A 19,537-nucleotide genomic window follows, 5' to 3' on the forward strand; every position below is an offset into this window, starting at 1 on the left:
ATATTCACACTTTCGTGATTCCACTGTGGAAAAATGTCAATCAGCGTACAAATAATGGGTACTGACAATGGTGATTTGTCAGTTGTTATCCTGATTACTACTGTTGCCATTTCCACAATCTTTGCGGCAAATGAATCGGCTGTGGGGGCGTACAGATAGATGTATGGCTCTACGCACCTATCCATAGCTGGAATGACCATCGACGCATTATTTCAGTTCTCAATCACTTTTCCTGAGAATCTGAGAGTGGTAATGTTAATTAATAATACGGTTATTCAAAACTTTGATAGTTCGGAATTTCAGACTAATGGACATCACAGATTCAAGCAATGTCGTCAAATTGCTTAACCAGTTGGCGATGGGCTTTGTCTTTTTGATTACATCGGTTAAAACTTAGTTGAGTCAGATGCTTTGTTTGTAGCCATCCTGAAAGCTGCGTGGCAACAACTATTCCTGACTGCAAGTCTATTAGATTAAGAAATATCAAGGTTTTGGCAAACTAGATTATATGACCAATAAATTTTCTACTCAACCTTCTTTGTCTACTCAAACCTCTAGTTCGTTATTTACGCTCACAGTTGCCCCAGCAAAAGTAATCCGTGGTTCTGGGGTGTTGCAAGCAGCCGCAGCAGAGATCGCCTGTTTGGGAAGTCGTCCCTTAATTGTGGCAGGTGAGTCTACTCTCGCCATCAGCCGAAAAAATTTGCAACCAGTTTTAGAAACGCAACAGTTACATACTGCCCAAGTTTCCTATGGTGCAGATTGCTGCGAAGCTAGCCTGAAATCTTTACAGAAAACGGCAAAAGAACATAAAGCTGATCTAATTATCGGTGTTGGTGGCGGCAAAGCCCTAGATACAGCGAAATTAGTTGCACAGCAGTTAGAGTTGCCAGTGGTGACAGTTCCTACTTCAGCGGCTACCTGTGCAGCTTGGAGTGCCTTGTCGAATGTTTATTCAAAAGACGGGGCGTTTCTCTACGATGTGGGGCTGTCTCGTTGTCCCGATTTATTGATACTCGATTATGACTTGATTAAAACTGCACCACAACGGACTTTAGTAGCTGGAATTGGTGATGCGATCGCTAAGTGGTATGAAGCCTCAGTTAGCAGTGGGCACTTACAAGACACTTTAATTATTGCTGCGGTGCAACAAGCACGAGTTTTGCGAGATATCCTCTTGCAAAAGTCAGCCTCCGCACTGAAACAACCAGGTAGTGAGGTTTGGCGAGAAGTGGTAGACGCCACTGTTTTACTCGCTGGGGTAGTTGGGGGACTTGGAGGGGCGCAGTGTCGCACAGTTGCTGCCCATGCCGTGCATAATGGTTTAACTCATATTTCCGGACATGGCAGTATTCATGGCGAAAAGGTTGCTTTTGGGATTTTGGTGCAACTGCGTTTAGAAGAAATGCTACAAGGCAATCAACTAGCAGCATCAGCACGACAACAGTTGTTAAAGTTCTATGCAGAAATTGGACTACCCCAAAAATTAAGTGATTTGGGATTGGGCAATATTACATTAGGCGAGTTGCAAACAGCCGCTGAAATTGCTCTAATTCCTAATTCTGACATCCATCGACTACCGTTTAAAGTCGTGCCAGAACAGTTAATGGCGGCAATGGTTTCCACCACTGCACCTATAGATAGTAGAGAGACTACGGCAGTCGCCTCAACGGATAGCGGAGCGTTAGCGAGTCATCGAGCGTCGGGAACCTCCGCACGGCACAGCCTTACAAATCGAGTTTCGCCCAAGGGAATGAGTGACGAGGTTTTATGAGTTTAAATTGGATTGTCCCAGCAGAACGTATACAAAAACTGCCACCTTATGTATTTGCCCGTTTAGATGAACTGAAAGCTAAAGCACGCGAACAAGGGTTAGATTTAATTGATTTGGGTATGGGAAACCCCGATGGTGCCACACCAGCACCAGTTGTAGAAGCAGCGATCGCTGCTTTAAAAGATCCCGCTAATCACGGTTATCCTCCTTTTGAGGGGACTGCTAGTTTTCGCCGGGCGATTACCAACTGGTATCATCGCCGTTATGGTGTGGTTCTCGATCCCGATAGCGAAGCCTTACCACTGCTGGGTTCTAAAGAAGGATTAACCCATTTAGCGATCGCCTACATTAACCCAGGTGATGTTGTTTTGGTTCCTTCCCCAGCTTATCCCGCCCATTTTCGGGGCCCAGCGATCGCCGGCGGCAAAATCCACAGTTTGATTCTTAAACCAGAGAATGACTGGTTAATCGATTTAGCTGCGATTCCTGACGAGGTTGCTAAACAAGCCAAAATTCTCTATTTCAACTATCCCAGTAATCCTACTGCTGCCACCGCACCCCGGGAATTTTTTGAAGAAATCGTCGCTTTCGCCCGTAAATATGAAATTTTGCTGGTGCATGATTTGTGTTATGCCGAGTTAGCTTTTGATGGTTATCAACCCACTAGCTTGCTAGAAATTCCTGGCGCCAAAGATATTGGTGTGGAATTTCACACCTTATCTAAAACCTACAATATGGCTGGTTGGCGCGTTGGGTTTGTCGTGGGTAATCGCCATGTAATTCAAGGTTTACGGACGCTGAAAACTAACTTAGATTATGGCATTTTTGCCGCTTTACAAACAGCAGCCGAAACAGCTTTACAACTGCCAGATGTGTATTTGTACGAGGTACAACAACGCTACCGTACCCGCCGCGATTTCCTGATTCAAGGGTTAGGAGAGTTGGGTTGGGATATCCCCAAAACTAAGGCGACGATGTATCTTTGGGTTAAGTGTCCCGTTGGCGTTGGTTCCACAGATTTTGCCCTGAACCTGTTGCAGCAAACTGGTGTTGTTCTTACTCCAGGTAATGCCTTTGGGGTTGCAGGTGAGGGTTATGTAAGGATCAGTTTGATTGCAGACTGCGATCGCTTGGGTGAAGCTTTACATCGCTTCAAGCAAGCTGGCATCCGCTATCAACCTGAAGCTGTAGTCTCTGCTTCACAATAGAGATAGCATCCCCAGTCTAGTCAAGGTTATCTGAATAAAAGCTGAAAGCCAATCTCAGTAGTGATTGACTGGTAAGAAAGTAGATTTTCTTCTCCAGTCATTCAAAATTTTCCTGTAATCCTAAATAAGTCATATTTCTATCATATTAATGAACCAGTATGCCTCCTGAAAATGCAGTGTGATCGCCCAATCATATAGGGACTTGATATTATTTCTTCGCCTGAAGTACGATAACACGACTATCTGCTTTAATGACTTGGATACCATTTTCTAAAGCGATCATTGGAATTTTCCAATAAGAATGACCACAGATAACTAATAAATTATCAGTTAGATTAATTTTTTCTAACTCTTTGCGGATAGATTCTTTCCCAACCAAATTACCTTGTGGGTAATCGGGCCCTTCATGTAAAATTAAAATATCTGGTGACTGCTTTAGAAGTTCCCGAATTACTTTAATAAATTCTTTCTCAGGGCGTCTGAAGGGTTTAATTTTTTTGCCAATAATACCAGAAATCCCGGCAAGATTAAGCTCACCATTTCTTCTGATCTCACCATCAAGATAGTAAATCCTGCGATTTTGTTTAAAAATCTGAATTTCTTCGGGTGTATTTCCCAAACTATCGTGATTTCCAGCAACACCAGCTACCCAACGAAATCGTCGATTAAAAGCTTGCCAAATTTCTCGGATATCCCCTACTACTCCACTACGCCTATTGACCTCTGCATATAAATCACCTGCTAATATAATGCCTGTATTTTTTAGGGAGGGAATTTTTCCGATCTCTGCCAAATTCTCTAATTCTTCTATAACAAGATGACCGAGAAGTTGTTGGTTTTTAGGGTCAATTCCTTGTAAATCACTAGTAATAGTAATTGCCTCTAAATTGTTAGGTAAATAATCAACTTCTCCTAATAAAACTGGTAAATATCTCTCAACAACACCAATACCACCAGAAGCGGCTGTAAGATACTGTATTTGATGAATGGGGAAATTAGAGATTGATATAATGTGCATCTGAGTAAAAAATAGTCCTGTTCAAGCGCGATCGCACCTAAAGGGCAATCAATTGAAACTTTTTGCTGCGTTCGAGATGAAGTTAAGGAACGAGTTGTAAAGTTAATTGAGAGACTCAATTAACTATTGGTATCATCAATCCAATCCAGATGCCCAATTTCTCAAATAAGTCGGGGATCTAACGCAGATTGCTACAATTACAAATCAGGTTTGCGATCGCTCGAATTAATTTAGCTGGCTCCACAGGCTTGGTGATATGCTGTCCAAATCCGGCAGCAATTGCCTGTTGATAATCAACCTCAGCTGCATAAGCTGTGAGGGCGATCGCTGGAATTTGCCCTCCAAGTTCTGGTGACATGGCTCTAATTTGACGTATCAGCATATAGCCGTCTACTTCCGGCATTCCAATGTCGCTTAACAGCAGATTTGGCTGGAACTGAGGCATAACTTGTACTGCTTCCAAAGCAGATGCAGCCTGAGTTACTACCGCGCCAGATTGCTCCAGAATGAAAGCAATTAACTCTCGCGTATCACGCTCATCATCCACAAGCAGAACCCTCACCCCATTTAGATCAGGCGAATCATCAGGTTGTCGATCAATTTGATGGCTATTTAGATGAATCTTGATCAGCGGTAGGATGACTGTAAAGGTTGCTCCCTGTTCTTCACCCAAACTTTCTGCCTGAACTGTGCCGCCATGTAGCTCTACAATGTGACGAACAATAGCTAATCCTAATCCCAGTCCCCCAAATTTCCTGGTAGTTGCACCATCAGCTTGTCGGAAGTAGTCAAAGACATAGGGTAAAAAATCTGGGCTAATTCCCTTACCTGTATCACGGACTCGAAGTTGAGCCTGAGAACCAAGTGACTGTAAACTGATTTCTACCTGTTCACCTTGGGGTGTAAACTTAATAGCATTGGAAAGTAGATTCCAGATAACTTGCTGCAAGCGACCGGAATCACCAGTTACTTGGAATTTTGGATTTTGGATTTTGGATTTTAGATTGTCAGGTTGCTTGTTAAAATCGATAGATTCTAAATTTCTGTTAGAATTTTCTAATCCAAAATCTAAAATCGTAAATCGCAAATTGATAGATTTGGCTTCAGCCGCTAGACGTACAGTTTCTATTGCTGCTGCGATCGCAGTTTCCAGATTCACAGGAGCAATATTCAGGCTGAGTTTACCTTGCAAAATCCGAGAGACATCCAGCAAATCTTCAATTAGTTGCGTCTGAAGCTTGGCATTGCGCTCAATTGTTTCCAGGGCGCGAGTGGTGGTTGCTTGATCATACTTTTTAGTTTGCAGTAACTTCGACCATCCCAAGATCGGGTTTAGCGGCGTGCGAAGTTCGTGGGAAAGAACCGCCAAAAATTCATCTTTGATCTGGTTAGCTTGGATTAATTGCTCTTTTTGCTGCTGTAACGAAGCCATCAACTGAGCGCGTTCCAGAGCAACCGCCACCTGATCGGAGGTTGCTTGCAGTAGAGCAATTTCCCCAGAAGTGAAGTGGGTACGGGTGCGACTGGCAAAGGAGAGGACACCAAGCAGCTTTCCCTGAGCAATTAACGGTTGACCGGCATAGGCTGTTATTCCAAAAGGATGAAGGATTTGGGCATTTGGATGACGAGAGTGCAGTACATCATTGACGATAATTTGATGGCGTTCTTGCGCCACTAGTCCGCACATCCCTTGATTAAATTCCAGGTATTCAATTGTTTTAAATACTTCATCAGTAATGCCGTTCCAAGCTACTAACCGAAATTTCTGCTTATTTTCGTGTGTATCAATTAGATAGTGAAAGTAAAAATGCAAATCCATCTGCGCCGAAAGTTTGCTGAACAAGCTGTTCATTAAATCCAAGGGGCGCTCAGTTGAAAGCAAATCGCTGGTTGTTTCAGAAAGCAGTTTGAGTCGTTCACTGCGCTCTTGCAAGGCAAGTTCAGCAAGCTGGCGTTCACGAAGGGCGCGTTCGCGTTCGGTGATGTCAACTGCAACCCCTCCTACCAGGCGTTGTCCAGATGCATCCGCAATCGGAAACTTATATACCAAAAATTCCCCCAAGGTGCCATCTGTGCGTGGCGCAGACTCGATCGTTTCAACAACCTGATTCGTCTCGGCAACCATTCTAATGTTATCGAGCAGGGGTTGAGCGATTTGGGCTGGGTATAGGTCAAAAATATTTTTATTAATCGCCTTATTTGTTGCTAAATCGAATGTGCTCAGATAAGTTGGACTGAGGTAAAGTACACGTCCGTCTGCATTCGTAATCCATGCTGCGGCTGGAATATTATCCATAAAAGCTTGAAATTGCTCTTGACTCTGACTCAGCGCTTTTTTAGCTTGTTTGAGATCGCTAATATCCAGAATGAATGCGACTGATTTCTGCCGAGATTCTCCTAACAGAGAGTAGCCAACTACAACTGGGACAATGGAACCATCCTTGCGAATACATTCCTTTTCATAGGGAGTACAAGTTCCCTTCGCTCTTGCCTCCGCAATAGCCAGTTCATCTAAATATTGGTACTCAAGGGGCGTGATCTCAGTCCAGCGTAGTCTGCCTGCCTGGATATCTTCCTGGGTATAGCCGACAATTCGCAAGAACTCGTCATTGGCTTCAGTGATACCACCATTCACATCACCAAAGAGAATGCCAACTATATTCGCTTTCACAAAACTCCTGAGGCGTTCCTCAGTTGCTTGAACTGCCTTCTGAGCCTGCTTGCGATCGCTGATATCTGTAGTGCTGCCAACTAAGCGGACTGGTTTTCCATCAGCATCTCGCTGCACCACTATCCCCTGATCCAGTACGTAGATATACTGATTATTCTGGTTGCGAATCCGATACTCAGCAGAAAAGCGATCGCCATTTGCCAAAGCGATCGCCGCCGCCTCTTGTACACGCTGCAAATCCTCTGGATGCACAAGTTGACGCCACCAATTACCAGTTGGTTGGGCAATGTCGAGGGAATAGCCTAAAATTCGGGTTAACCCCTCGGTTCTTTCAACGGTATCTTGCTCTAAATTCCAGTCATAAATCAAACAGTTGACCGCAGCAGATGCTAACTCAAAACGCTCGTTAGCTAACCTCAGGCGTTCCTCTTTCTCCCGCAAAGTTTGTTCTACTTGCTTGCGTTCACTGATGTCACGGAAGAAAATGTCAAGACCATCCTCACTAGGGTAGGCGTGAATCTCCAGCCACAGGTCATACTTGGACGGGAAGTAGTAGTGATGCTCGAAGTTGACGGGAATTTGTTCTGCCATCGCCCGTCGGTACTGGCGTTCTACATCAGTGCCTACTAATGCAGACCACTCCTCCCACTGCGACTTACCGATAACCTCTGTTCTGAGTTTGCCGTTAATTCGCTCTGCTTCGGCATTTTGGTAGATGATTCGCCAGTCCCGGTCTAAAGTAATAAATGCATCACTCATGTTTTCCAGAGTGCGTGTATTCCGGTCATTGGCTTGCTGTAATGCCGCTTTTGCTTGTTTGCGTTCGCTCAAATCAACAACGAAGCCAATAACTGTTTCTTGAGTGTCTCCCACAAGCACAGAACCGAGCAGAACGGGAATGCGATCGCCATTTTTACAAATGTATTCCTTCTCAAAGGGCTTACATACTCCGGTCGTTCTAAGTTCTTCCACTGAACCCTCACTCAAAAGAAGATACTCAGGTGGGGTGAGATCGCGCCATTTCATTTGGTTAGCGGACAAATCTTCTCGCGTATAGCCGACCATCTTCAGAAAAGCATCATTGGCTTCCATGATCGAGCCGTTGTTGATATCAGTTACAATCACCCCAATGATGTTGGATTCTGCCAGTCGGCTAAATCGCATTTCGCTATTTTGCAACAACTTTAGACTTGTCTCTGCCTTGCGTCTAGCAGTTCGCAACTCTGAGGAGAGGGCAGTAATTAACAAGGATACTAATGAGAACGTGGTTAATCTTACCAAGACATTCGAGTTGAGGAAACCGAATGAGTAGACTGGCTCGATCAAAAAATAAAGCGCAGTTGTAATAGACAGGGCGATCGCTAATACTCCAAGTCCCATGCCACCATACCAGGCACTAATTGCTACGGCAGCATAAAATAATGTAAATACGCTCGGATCGAAGACTGGCAACAACAGTCGCGTCAGCAGCAGCGCCGCTATGACCGCCAGAGTCATCACACCATAGTTTAGTAAGCAAGAGCGGATCATCAAAATTTTTCCGGGTACTTTCACGATCATCTTAGGAGTCCTGCCGTTGCTCCGCTTTTGGGAGATACTCGTTCAGTAGTCTTTTGCCTGGTTTGCCCATTTTCTGTAACATTTCTTCAATTAGCTTTAGTGCCATCTGTGAAGGCACTGTAGATCCGTTCTCCCAACGATTGACTGTTCGTAAGGAAACTCCCAACTTAGCTGCAAACTTTTCCTGAGAGAGATCGAGTTGCTGCCGAAGTTCACGGATTAAATCTGAAATTTTTAGTAGCTTTTCTAGTTCCATAATAGGAAGAGTAGGACAGGTGTCTCGCCATTTGTCTCCAGCTTCAGAAAGAATTTGAACAGTCATCAGTTGTTATCAATTTCATCTTTTGGCGCATACCGATATCAGTTATCAGCCGTCATTGGTTACTCTTCACTGATTTAAGCCCCTCACCATACTTCAGATAATTGTTCACTGTTTTCAGGTGATGCCACAAAAACTTGCTGATAGAAAAGAACTGGAGAAAGGATCTATAAAATAAATATTAAATTTTGTTGGTATGTGATGCATAAATAGTATTATATTAAGCGCTTTGATGATTTTAAAGGCTCACACACCGCCAAAAATTTATGGATGGTGCATTACATTGTCATGCTTGGCAACTTCACTCCTTAATATTTTATAAGATATCCTAAATACATAAGTTTTATCTAATACTTTGTATTTATAACTTTTTCTAAATTCTCGCTAATTTTGGCAAAACTATCTGAAATAATTCTCAAAATATGTAGTTAATTTTACTTTTAAGCTAAGAGTCCAATGGCAAAGCTGTAAAGCTATGATAAGATTTAAATCAAATTTTTGCCTAAACCAGATCACTGTTTTGATTAATCAACACTCCGAAAACCTTTTAAACACTCAACTGGAAAATCTACCAGGTGAAGGCTATATATTTAGCTGGTTTGATTGGTTTTGTCTTTGGTATCCTCCAGGCTGGCTAATTTTATTTAACCGCCATTGGCAGCACTATCACGTCGATCCAGATGGTTGGAATTGGCCAGAATATGGATTATTTTTAATTCCTGGCGGATTTTATCTGGCGCTGCTGAGTCGTTGGTTGCGTCTTGGTTTTCGTTCACCCCGAAAAGAAGTTGGTGAATTTGATCCCAAATATCAACAAGCTTTTCGTGAAGAACTTCTTGGCCCGATCGTTAAATACTATTTTCGGGGAGAATTGCAACAAGTCGAAAACTTGCCGCCAACAGGACCATTGATTGTAGCAATGAATCACGCAGGGATGTGTTTTCCTTGGGATTTTTTGACTTTGGGTTATTTATTAAGTGAAGCTAGAGGATGGGTGATACAACCCGTAGCAAGTCCGGCACTATTTGACCATCCTTGGGTGATTTGGTGGCTACCATCTAAATGGTCGCAGGTTTTAGGTGGTGTGCGAGCCGAATTAGATGACTTTGAGACAGCTATCGCCCAAGGTAAAATTCTCTTATATGCACCCGAAGGTATCCGTGGTCCTCTGAAAGGTTGGAAAAGACGCTATCAACTAGAAAAGTTTGATGTGAGTTTTATTAAATTGAGCGATCGCTATCAAATTCCCATTCTCCCAGTAGTTTGCATCGGTAGTGAATTTTTACATCCTTGGAGTGTTAATTTGCAGAAATTGCAACGACTAGTCAAATTACCATTCTTGCCTTTATCGCCTTTAATGCTTGTCTTAATTCTGTTTCCTTCAATGGGAATTTGGGCAAGTAGAACTCGCTTGCGTTACTTTATTGAACCTTTGGAAACAGCAGAAATGCACAAATATTCAAACAAAGGGCGTACAGTAGCTTACCAGCAGGCACAACAATTACGAGAGAAACTGCAAATTAAAATTAATCAGTACCCTTGGCACCCTTGCCACCCTTGCCACTCTTCTCGCCTTTAATGTCGTCGTAGCCGTTGCCACCGTCGCCGCCAGTACCGATGCCAGAAATAGTGTCTTCTTGGTTCCCTGCATTCAGTTTGCCACTGTTAGCAATGCCAGTGCCAGTACTGCCGTTACCGCCAGTACCGGTGCTGCCGATATTGCCAACACCCGTGCCCTCAATAGTGTCCTTTCCTGAGCCTGTATTAATCAAACCTGGAGTTAAAATATCAATTCCAATTGCTACAGATGCATTTAACTCTTCCCCTACTATTTTGTCCGCATTGGCGGTGCCAGTGAAATTGGGTGGAATGGTTAGTCTAGCCATGATCAAAATCCTCTCAATGTATGTTAGTTAGTACGGTTAGTTTGCTGATTCAAAGTTCACAGAAATAAAATGCACATCAAGTTGTAAAATGCATTATTGCTGTATGTTTACCTGGGTAAAAGAATGTAGTTTTCTCAATCACTCAGTATGTGTTTTTGATCGCAGATTTAAAAAAACTGAGGTATTTTATGATGTCCAGAGAATATCTGCGAACACATTTTTTTTGTCCGAAGTCCAAATCTGGTATCTGCTTAGTAACATCTTAATAAGCGGATAGAAAATAACTCAAAAAGATTATATGTATAAAAAAGTACTTATATATAAAAATTATATTATATTGAGCAAAAAGTCTGCATTTCAGTAAACGTATGTAAAGTCAATACTTTTTTTTCGATGATTTTTGGGGGATTTTTTGAAAACGCCGATTTTGGTGAATTTGTATTTATCATTTTTTGCCATCAAAAAAGATTAGAAATTTGAATATAAAATCAAAGGTTTTAGAAGACCGATTCAGTAAGGGACTTCCAAGGAATAAATTACTCAACAAAAATCAAGAGTCCACATTTAAGAGGTTTTACTATGCAAAACCGTCCCTCTCCGACGGGGAAGAGGGACAGACTTGAACTGAAGTTCAAGGCAGGGAGAGGTTCGTCGAACTCATGTTAAACAATCAATTCTTTCTTAAGAACTGCTCCTCCTCCCCTGCTTCAAGAGCTCACCTCAACAGATAACTTTGTTAACCAAACCGTATTGTCTTATACCCCTACTGGCTGTCTGACTTGCGATTTCACGGCTTCAACAATGGCATCTGCGTCAATTTTGGCAGCATGGAGCAATTCTTCTGGAGTGCCGGAACCTGGCATATCAAGCACTGCCAACTTAATTAACCGCAGTTGAGGCCCATTGTAAGTAGGAATACTACTAGTACCAGCAAAGGCATCAAGCACAGCCGCACCTAGTCCGCCTTCCATCCAGTGGTCTTCAACCACGACTAAATTACCCTTGGTATCGCGTGCAGCTTGATGAAGTGTCTCTACATCAATGGGTTTGACCGAGTAGGCATCTATGATCCGCACAGTGATGCCTTCGTTTTTTAGACGATCGCCAGCCTTAAGTGCTTCATATAAAGTAATACCAGCGGCAATCACAGTGACTTGATCTTGCTCGGAGCTACGGATTACTTTGCTACCCCCAATGGGAAATTCCTCATCAGAGCCATAGATTACAGGTGTGCTTTCCCTGGTGGTGCGCAGGTAAACAACGCCATTGTGATCGCTCATCTGCGCCACTAGTTTAGCCGTCTGATTGCCATCACTGGGATATAATACAGTACTATTCCCCACCGCTCGGAAGGCTGCTAAGTCCTCCAGTGCCATCTGTGAAGGCCCATCCTGACCAATGGATACCCCAGCATGAGAACCCACTAATTTAATATTGGCACGAGAGACAGCCGCCATCCGTATAAAGTCGTAACCTCTACTCAAGAAAGCCGCGAAGCTGGAAGCAAAGGGTTTATATTTTCGTACCTGCAAACCCACCGCTGCTGCAATCAGTTGTTGTTCAGCAATGTACATCTCAAAGTAGCGCTCAGGATAGACTTTGGCAAAATCTTCGGCATAAGTGGAATTACTCACCTCGCCATCAAGGACAACTACATCGGGTTGAGCGGCTCCCAATGCCACTAAAGCGTCACCATATGCTTTACGTGTTGAAACCTTTGCACCTTTTTCATAAGTGGGAAGTTGCAGTGGTTGAGCATTCCCTGTTGTAGCAGGTTGGCTTTGCTCTTCAGGTTTGTTGACTTTAATTATCATCTGGCGCTCACCACCTAACTCCGCGATCGCCTCTTTCTCTTGGTCGGGTTTGAATGCTTTACCATGCCAACCACCTATATCTTCCACAGAAGCTACACCTTTGCCTTTCTTCGTGCGGGCAATAATTACCGTGGGGCGATCGTTGATGCTCAAAGCAGCGTTAAAGGCTTGGTCAATCTCTGTCAAGTCGTGACCATCAATTTCAATTGCCTGCCAGCCAAAGCCTCTAGCACGCGCAGCATAGGCTTGTGTGTTCCAACCCAGTTCAGTCTCACCGCGTTGCCCTAGTCGATTGACATCGATAATGGCGATCAGATTGTCTAGTTTGGAGTGTGAGGCATGATCAAAAGCCTCCCACACAGACCCCTCAGCTGTTTCGCTATCACCCAGTAATACCCAGACATGGTATGGAAGTTGATCTAGATATTTACCTGCTAAAGCTACCCCTACACCAATTGGTAATCCTTGTCCCAATGAGCCGGTCGCCACATCAACCCAAGGTAAAACTGGTGTGGGATGTCCTTGTAGACGGCTGCCAAATTGCCGTAGTGATAATAACTCCTCATCAGTAATTGCCCCTGCTGCTTTATACATGGCATAGAGTAGAGGTGCAGCGTGTCCTTTAGAGAGAAGGAAGCGATCGTTATTAGGGTTATGTGGATCATCAAAGTCGTAGCGGAGATATTTGGAAAGTAAAACCGCCATCAGATCAGCAGCTGACATGGACGAGGTAGGATGACCTGAACCAGCAACAGTTGTAGCGCGAATACTATCGATACGCAACTGTTGTGCTAGTTCATGCCATTGGTGTAGTTGCTCTTGTGTGTTCATAGTGATATTCCTAAATGAAAATCAAGGGTGTTGCGGCGAATCCTTTGTTTCATCACTCGTGTTTTGGCTAGACTTGGCCATCTTCCCTAAAAAAAATGCTAATACGCTCTAGGTAAAAGCAAAGGTAAAAGGAAAGATTATGTTTTTGGAATTTGACTTTGTTATGAATAGTGTCTTTTTTAACCACAAGCAGACACAAATCCAACTAAACACTTGTTCAGAGATTTATTTCAATATCCCTAAGTTTACTTTAGATAGTAAGAGCGACAGTGGCTTCTTTCTAATGGAATAACTAAGTTTTATTTCTTAGGGTATACAAGACTAATTACACTAGGTTCAGTATTTTGTTTATTGAGCAACAAAAAAATCGAGATTACAGCGACAGAAAAAACCTCGTCCTTGTTTGAAATACTTAAGTTTTCTTAACAACTAATGGCTGAATAAGCTAGAGGTCAGCCCCAACTCTTGGAGACGCTACGCGAACGGGGAAGTCAAAAGTCACCCATTCAAAAGTCACTCATTAGAACCCCATAAATAAATTTAGTTGCTCTGAGTCAACTGACGTAGTATTTCTTGTACTACGTGTCTCGAAATACATTTTTTTATTTTCCATAAATAAATTTAGGCGATGCACGCTCGCCGAAGTGGGCTTGTATCCTTCTCTACGAGAGGCTGCGCCTTAAGCGAAGCTATGCCGCAGGCTTTACGGTTACGCTCAGGGTAAACCTTTTTCTTTCTGGGTCATTCATTTTTCTAAAATGATTTGCTTGTAGTAAACGGCTCCAGCCCTTATTATATGAAACTTAAATGCTCTTTAGCGGATTACACCCGTCGAAACTACTGTTTTGAATTAAACCCATTTAGTAATTACTAAATCGATTTTTCCATGACAAAGTTTATCAATTTTTGCCCTCTACGTTCTACCTTTTGCTGTTTTATAACAATAAAATTCTGGCTTTCAAAAAAAGGTTTAGCTGTGATACTGGCTTCTGTAAATAACTTTTCAATCCCTAAAGTCTTTGTTTTTGATTCAAGCTGTTCTAAGATTTTATTACCAATCCCTTTTCTTTGAAAATCTTTATGACAGTAAAAACGGTCAATATGACCATTAACCTCTAATTCCCCAAAACCAATAATTTTGCCCTGTTCCTCTGCTACATAAGTAAACTTACTTTCTAAACCTTTAATCCAAACGTCAATATCCATATTTGCTGGTGCCCAAGCATCTATTTCTTCTTGTGTGTAATCGTGAATATTTACCTCATGAACAGTATCGTAGAACAATTTGATAATTTCTTTGGTATCAGCTATTTCGTATGTTCGTAATTTCATAATGAAGGTAATTAATGACAAATAACTCTCCTAAAAATCTGATCAGCCGTGGTGAGTCTGAGTATTCCCACAGTCAAGCCCAGACCAATCGGCGGCGCTATTTTAGCTTGATCATAATTTATCAGATAGTGAATTTAACTTAATAATATATATTTCGGAAAATTTAAATAATAATGTTAAATATTGTCACGCTGCAAGCTTGGCAGTAAATATGCAGATGCGATCGCTTAGTTCTCACTCAGATATGAATACTTCTCAATTACAGCGATTTTCAGGTAATTGAACTACAGTTTCAGGTAAACTGAAGAGATAGTATTGTACGAATAGATGCCAATATCTTACTCAAAGGATTTGCGTGAGCGTGTGATTATGGCGTGGGAAGGGAAAGAAGGCTCTCAACGCCAGTTGGCGCAAAGATTCAAGGTCAGCTTGTCATTTGTGAGAAACCTACTGCGTCAGTATCGGACAAATGGACAAATCGAGGCGAAACGACGTGGAGGATACCAAAAGCCGACAATAAGAAACGAGCATCTGAGCATTATTCAGTCTTTGGTTGAGGGAAAAAATGATTTATTACTGAGAGAATTATGCGATCGCTATGCAGAACGCACAGGGATTAGTGTAAGTATTACAACAATGCATCGTGCGGTAGAAAAATTAGGCTTACGGTGTAAAAAAAAAGTCTTTACGCCAGCGAGCAAGATACCCCAAGAGTACAAGAGTTAAGACATGACTATCGCCGAACTTTAGATAAAATTGATGTCAGAAACCTCATATTTGTCGATGAAGCGGGATTGAATTTATCAATCGCTGCGCGGCTTGTTTGCTAGAGCAGTGGATGGCGAAAGAGCAGTTGGTAGTATACCTGGAAGCAAGGGTGGAAACGTTTCTTTGATCGGTGCTTTAAGCTTTGATGGACTGCTTGCAGCGATGACTGTACCAGGAAGTACAAATACTGATATATTCCTCACTTATGTAACCGAGATATTAATACCTCAGTTATGGAAAGGGGCGATCGTGGTCATGGATAATCTCCGGGTTCATCACGCCGAACGTGTCAGAGTTGCCATTGAGTCGGTCGGTGCAAAAGTCAAGTTTTTGCCCCCCTATTCTCCAGATTTATCTCCCATAGAACTGTGTTGGTCGAAACTGAAGCAATTTCTCCGTTCCTGTGAGGCACGTACACTGGAATCGCTCGACCAAGCAATGGCTCTTGCTGTCAATTACATTACTGAAGATGATGCCTTCGGTTGGTTCAATCACTGTGGTCTATTTACCTGAAAATCGCTGTAAGCTCTAAGCAGTGCTGATCATAGAAAATTTGAGTTGTTGAGAATAATTTTTAGTTCCTCTATGAACTGGTTTTTTGGATGGAGACTTTGAGTGAATTTTTTTGACAATGGGATTAGTTCTGCCCTGACGCTCTGCAAGCAAGTTCATCCCAAATTTCTAATATCAGCCATTTCCAAAAAATTGCGATCGGCTGTCCAGCCGCATGGGCAAAGCGGACTGGCGTCAATTGGCGTGGGTTAGGGGGATCTTCAAAGACTAGGGTACTTAAGGAGAGGTTTGAAAACACGCCTTAGCCCTTTGAAGCTATCTCTTTTTTTGTATCTGTTTAACAGACAAGACCTAGCCTTTTTTCTAGGTTTTCTTGCCTACGACTTCGTGAGAGGATTGACCCAGTATTTAAACAAAGCTTAAGCATACTGTTTTTAAATACATCCTAGATCCCCAATTCCATAGGAGTGGCTAACAGTGGTAAATAGCGAACTGAAGAATAAAGTAGCCTTGATTACTGGCGCAAATAAGGGTCTATGACTGGAGATGAGTCGTCAACTGGGACAACATGGATTGACGATTCTGATCGCAGCCCGGAATTTAGAAGCAGCAAAAACCGCAGCCACTAACTTGCATAATGAAGGAGTCTCAGCTCAGGCGATCGCTTTTGACGTAACTGACAGTACTCAAATTCAGTCTGCTTTTCAAGAGATTAATGACACTTTTGGTAAACTGGATATCTTGATTAATAATGCAGGTGTGTTTCTAGATGGCGACTGGTTAATCAGTAATGCCACTTCTGTTTCAATAAACATTATTCGACAGACATTCGACACCAACTTTTTTGGCTTGGTAGAACTGACTCAAGTACTGCTACCATTAATTTTAAATAGTCCTAGTGGTCGAATTGTCAATATGTCTAGTATTGAAGGCTCATTGACGCTTCATGCTACTCCCAATTCACTAACTTATGACTCTAAACCATTTGCTTATAATGCTTCTAAAGCAGCAGTCAACGCATTCACCATCCATTTAGCCCATGAGTTACGCAATACTCCTGTGAAAATTAATAGCGCTCATCCAGGTTGGGTGAAAACTGAATTGGGCGGTGAAGGCGCAATGATGGATATCACAGGAGGGGCAAAAACGGGCGTTGAGTTAGCGATGCTTCCTGACGATGGGCCCAGTGGTGGCTTTTTTCATCTTGGTGAACCAGTACCTTGGTAAAAAGTTTAGTCAATAAGCTGAGTGTCTCTGTGGAAGTGGCATCCGCTTCCTAATATTAAGTCTACTTCAAGAGATAGGATCTACTAGAACAGTAGGATTTTAGGAGTAGACCTCTGTCTTTACAATTTATTAACGTTTCCACAGCAAGTTCTCAACCCCCCGCAGGCTTAATTGTCACTTTGCATGGTTGGGGAGCTAATGCTGAGGATGTAGCATCTTTGTTACCTTTGATCAACTTACCTGATTACCAGTTTGTATTACCTGATGCACCTTTTCCTTATCCCTATTCCCCTGTAGGGAGGGCATGGTATGACCTACGGGTGGAGAATATGTATCAAGGGTTGGCAGAAAGTCGGCAACTGCTAACAGATTTCTTGGAATCTTTAGAAAGTAGCACTGGCATACCTTTGTCACGCACCATTTTGAGTGGGTTTTCTCAAGGCGGAGCAATGACTTTAGATGTCGGATCAAAATTACCCCTAGCAGGTTTAGTTGTGATGAGCGGGTATTTACATCCGGATGCAGTAATGGCAGCTAAAAGTGGGATTCCCCCGACTTTAATTACCCACGGGAAATATGATGAAGTTGTTCCACTGCAAGCCGCCTGGAAGGCACGAGAAACTTTAAAGTCTCTGGGAGTGGCGATAGAATACCACGAATTTAATATGGGGCATGAAATACATCCACAAACGTTAGAGGTGCTACGGAATTTTGTTGTAAATGTAATTGGCTAGTCAGCATTACGAATTTTTTATAAATTCTGGTATAAATGCGGAAAATTTTCACGAAATCAATGACTTCTAATGAGTAATATATATAGGGTGGCTGCGTTCAGCGCAACTTAACCCATGCTGAAGGCGAGTGCTGCATAAGGAGGGGCGAACATTATGACAACTCTAAGCATTTCCAAGAAAGAAATTGCTGCCATGACGGTGGCAGAAGTAGAAGAATTGGCTAAACGTCTGGAGCTAGATAATTATAGTAATGCTTTTGAGGGTTTAAATGATTGGCATCTATTGCGAGCGATCGCATTTCAGCGTCCAGAGTTAGTTGAACCCTATATCTACCTCTTAGACTTGGAACCCTACGATGAAGCGTAACAATTTTAGATTTTAGATTTTAGATTTTAGATTGGGGTCAACTGGCTAAAATCGGAGATTATCAGGGTTAATGTATCACTTGCTTAATCCGAAAGTACCAATGGAATCTCCTTTAAATCCAAAATCCAAAATCCGTATTGAAAAGTTTGCCACGGAGGGAAACCCTCCTTACAACTTTTCGCAAAATCCAAAATTGAACAGGGTTCTAATTGCTGTAGGTGGCGGTATCGCCGCCTACAAAATCTGTGAATTGGTTTCGACGCTGTTTAAAACTGGGGTGAAAGTGCGAGTCATCCTCACCCGTTCGGCGCAAGAATTTATCACGCCTCTGACTTTATCAACCCTTTCTCGTCATCCTGCCTACACAGATGATGATTTCTGGCAAGCAACTCACTCTCGTCCGTTGCATATTGAGTTGGGTGAATGGGCAGATGTTATGGTAATTGCCCCTTTGACGGCTAATACATTGGCAAAGTTAGCCTACGGGATGGCAGATAATTTACTCACAAATACCGTGCTGGCTTCTACTTGTCCGGTGCTGTTGGCACCCGCAATGAATACGGATATGTGGGAACAGCTATCAGTGCAGCGAAATTGGCAACAGCTATTGATAGATAGCCGATATCATGGGATGGGTACAGCATCAGGTTTATTAGCGTGCGATCGCATCGGTGCTGGTAGATTAGCAGAACCTCCAGAAATTTTGACTCACATCCAATCGTTGTTACACACTCAAGGCAAACGAGATTTAGTCGGTAAACGAGTGTTAATTAGTGCTGGGGGAACGCGAGAGTTTCTTGACCCAGTGAGGTTTATTGGTAATCCTTCCACAGGTAAAATGGGATTGGCGCTATCGCAAGCCGCACTTCACCGAGGTGCAAGTGTTACCCTGGTGCATGGCCCAGCTAATTGGGATGTACCATTGGGAGTGCAAGCAATTCCCGTCGTTAGTGCCGAGCAAATGCAGCACGTCATGGTGGAATGTTTAGCCAACGCTGATCTAATTGTGATGTCAGCAGCCGTGGCAGATGTGAAGCCAAAAGATTATAGTATAGAGAAATTGCCCAAGCGATCGCTCCCTCAAGCTTTACCCTTAGAACCTGTACCAGATATAGTTGCCCAATTAGCAAAACTTAAACAGCCACATCAGATATTAATTGGCTTCGCTGCACAAACTGGAGATATTGTCAACCCTGCCTTAGAAAAGTTACAGAGTAAAAAATTAGATGCTATTGTTGCCAATCCCATCGATCAACCTGATAGTGGTTTTGGAAGTGATAATAATCAAGCGATATTTTTAGATAGCCAAGGAAATCAGGTAGCGATCGCACCTTGTTCTAAATTAGAAATGGCGCATCAATTATTTGATTTTGTCCTATTTTGACCAAGTTCCCTAATCTCTAGTTCCCAATACCCAGTAACGTGCTAAGACACAAAAATTTATCTTTGCGTCTTTTGAATGTATTGACATTTTAAATTACATCATTTAGTGTAAACAAGAATTGATGTAAAAAAT

17 protein-coding genes are annotated in these 19,537 nt (G+C 42.6%); 10 read left to right on the top strand and 7 right to left on the bottom strand.

The features are described from left to right. The first annotated feature begins 33 nt into the window (after positions 1 to 33). The 3 genes from V7K85_RS28485 (at position 34) to V7K85_RS28495 (ending at position 2,982) form a co-directional block, all read left to right on the top strand. The gene (locus tag V7K85_RS28485; RefSeq protein WP_334818799.1) at positions 34 to 159 is read left to right on the top strand and encodes a hypothetical protein; all 126 of its coding nucleotides are present in this window, start codon (positions 34 to 36) and stop codon (positions 157 to 159) included. 349 nt (positions 160 to 508) lie between these two features. Then, positions 509 to 1,774, top strand: a complete 1,266-nt coding sequence (locus tag V7K85_RS28490; RefSeq protein WP_334818801.1) for an iron-containing alcohol dehydrogenase family protein — start codon at positions 509 to 511, stop codon at positions 1,772 to 1,774. Continuing rightward, on the top strand, positions 1,771 to 2,982 hold the full coding sequence (locus V7K85_RS28495; protein WP_334818803.1) for an aspartate aminotransferase: 1,212 nt from the start codon (positions 1,771 to 1,773) through the stop codon (positions 2,980 to 2,982). Before V7K85_RS28490 ends, V7K85_RS28495 begins: the two co-directional genes overlap by 4 nt. A gap of 208 nt (positions 2,983 to 3,190) precedes the next feature. Here V7K85_RS28495 and V7K85_RS28500 read toward each other — a convergent pair whose 3' ends face one another. The 3 genes from V7K85_RS28500 to V7K85_RS28510 form a co-directional block, all read right to left on the bottom strand. Then, positions 3,191 to 4,000 (bottom strand): metallophosphoesterase family protein, encoded by an 810-nt coding sequence (locus tag V7K85_RS28500; protein ID WP_334818805.1) that lies wholly within the window; start codon positions 3,998 to 4,000, stop codon positions 3,191 to 3,193. A 178-nt stretch (positions 4,001 to 4,178) separates the two neighbouring features. Continuing rightward, positions 4,179 to 8,231 (bottom strand): PAS domain S-box protein, encoded by a 4,053-nt coding sequence (locus V7K85_RS28505; RefSeq protein WP_334818807.1) that lies wholly within the window; start codon positions 8,229 to 8,231, stop codon positions 4,179 to 4,181. Position 8,232: 1 nt separating this feature from the next. After that, positions 8,233 to 8,553, bottom strand: a complete 321-nt coding sequence (locus tag V7K85_RS28510) for a helix-turn-helix domain-containing protein (RefSeq protein ID WP_334818809.1) — start codon at positions 8,551 to 8,553, stop codon at positions 8,233 to 8,235. Positions 8,554 to 9,070: 517 nt separating this feature from the next. On the opposite strand from V7K85_RS28510, the gene V7K85_RS28515 reads away from it, so the two are divergent. After that, entirely contained in the window at positions 9,071 to 10,129 is a 1,059-nt protein-coding gene (locus V7K85_RS28515) for a 1-acyl-sn-glycerol-3-phosphate acyltransferase (protein WP_334818811.1), read from the top strand. Here the strand turns inward: V7K85_RS28515 and V7K85_RS28520 are convergent. The 3 genes from V7K85_RS28520 to V7K85_RS28530 form a co-directional block, all read right to left on the bottom strand. After that, a complete protein-coding gene (locus V7K85_RS28520) occupies positions 10,077 to 10,436 on the bottom strand; it encodes a hypothetical protein (RefSeq protein WP_334818813.1) in 360 nt (119 codons plus the stop codon). The two genes, V7K85_RS28515 and V7K85_RS28520, sit on opposite strands and share 53 nt — an antisense overlap. Before the next feature lie 755 nt (positions 10,437 to 11,191). Then, positions 11,192 to 13,081 (bottom strand): transketolase, encoded by a 1,890-nt coding sequence (locus V7K85_RS28525; RefSeq protein WP_334818814.1) that lies wholly within the window; start codon positions 13,079 to 13,081, stop codon positions 11,192 to 11,194. Positions 13,082 to 13,951: 870 nt separating this feature from the next. Beyond that, positions 13,952 to 14,413, bottom strand: a complete 462-nt coding sequence (locus tag V7K85_RS28530) for a GNAT family N-acetyltransferase (RefSeq protein WP_334818816.1) — start codon at positions 14,411 to 14,413, stop codon at positions 13,952 to 13,954. 327 nt (positions 14,414 to 14,740) lie between these two features. Between V7K85_RS28530 and V7K85_RS28535 the strand changes: the two genes are divergently transcribed. Next, entirely contained in the window at positions 14,741 to 15,139 is a 399-nt protein-coding gene (locus V7K85_RS28535) for a helix-turn-helix domain-containing protein (protein ID WP_334818819.1), read from the top strand. Positions 15,140 to 15,247: 108 nt separating this feature from the next. Further along, positions 15,248 to 15,694 (top strand): transposase, encoded by a 447-nt coding sequence (locus V7K85_RS28540; protein ID WP_334818821.1) that lies wholly within the window; start codon positions 15,248 to 15,250, stop codon positions 15,692 to 15,694. A 124-nt stretch (positions 15,695 to 15,818) separates the two neighbouring features. Here the strand turns inward: V7K85_RS28540 and V7K85_RS28545 are convergent, their stop codons facing one another. After that, entirely contained in the window at positions 15,819 to 15,992 is a 174-nt protein-coding gene (locus V7K85_RS28545) for a hypothetical protein (protein ID WP_334818822.1), read from the bottom strand. A gap of 248 nt (positions 15,993 to 16,240) precedes the next feature. Between V7K85_RS28545 and V7K85_RS28550 the strand changes: the two genes are divergently transcribed. The 4 genes from V7K85_RS28550 to coaBC all read left to right on the top strand — a co-directional run bounded on the left by V7K85_RS28550 (position 16,241) and on the right by coaBC (position 19,405). Further along, the gene (locus V7K85_RS28550) at positions 16,241 to 16,921 is read left to right on the top strand and encodes an SDR family oxidoreductase (RefSeq protein WP_334818824.1); all 681 of its coding nucleotides are present in this window, start codon (positions 16,241 to 16,243) and stop codon (positions 16,919 to 16,921) included. A gap of 113 nt (positions 16,922 to 17,034) precedes the next feature. Then, positions 17,035 to 17,655: an alpha/beta hydrolase gene (locus V7K85_RS28555; protein ID WP_334818890.1), complete on the top strand. Its 621-nt coding sequence runs from the start codon at positions 17,035 to 17,037 to the stop codon at positions 17,653 to 17,655. Positions 17,656 to 17,808: 153 nt separating this feature from the next. Beyond that, positions 17,809 to 18,021, top strand: coding sequence for a protein IsiD (isiD, locus tag V7K85_RS28560; RefSeq protein ID WP_334818826.1), 213 nt, complete (start codon positions 17,809 to 17,811; stop codon positions 18,019 to 18,021). A 193-nt stretch (positions 18,022 to 18,214) separates the two neighbouring features. After that, positions 18,215 to 19,405: a bifunctional phosphopantothenoylcysteine decarboxylase/phosphopantothenate--cysteine ligase CoaBC gene (gene coaBC, locus V7K85_RS28565; protein ID WP_334818828.1), complete on the top strand. Its 1,191-nt coding sequence runs from the start codon at positions 18,215 to 18,217 to the stop codon at positions 19,403 to 19,405. Positions 19,406 to 19,537 lie beyond the last annotated feature (132 nt).

This window comes from Nostoc sp., from assembly GCF_036917615.1.
Taxonomy (GTDB): Bacteria; Cyanobacteriota; Cyanobacteriia; order Cyanobacteriales; family Nostocaceae; genus Nostoc.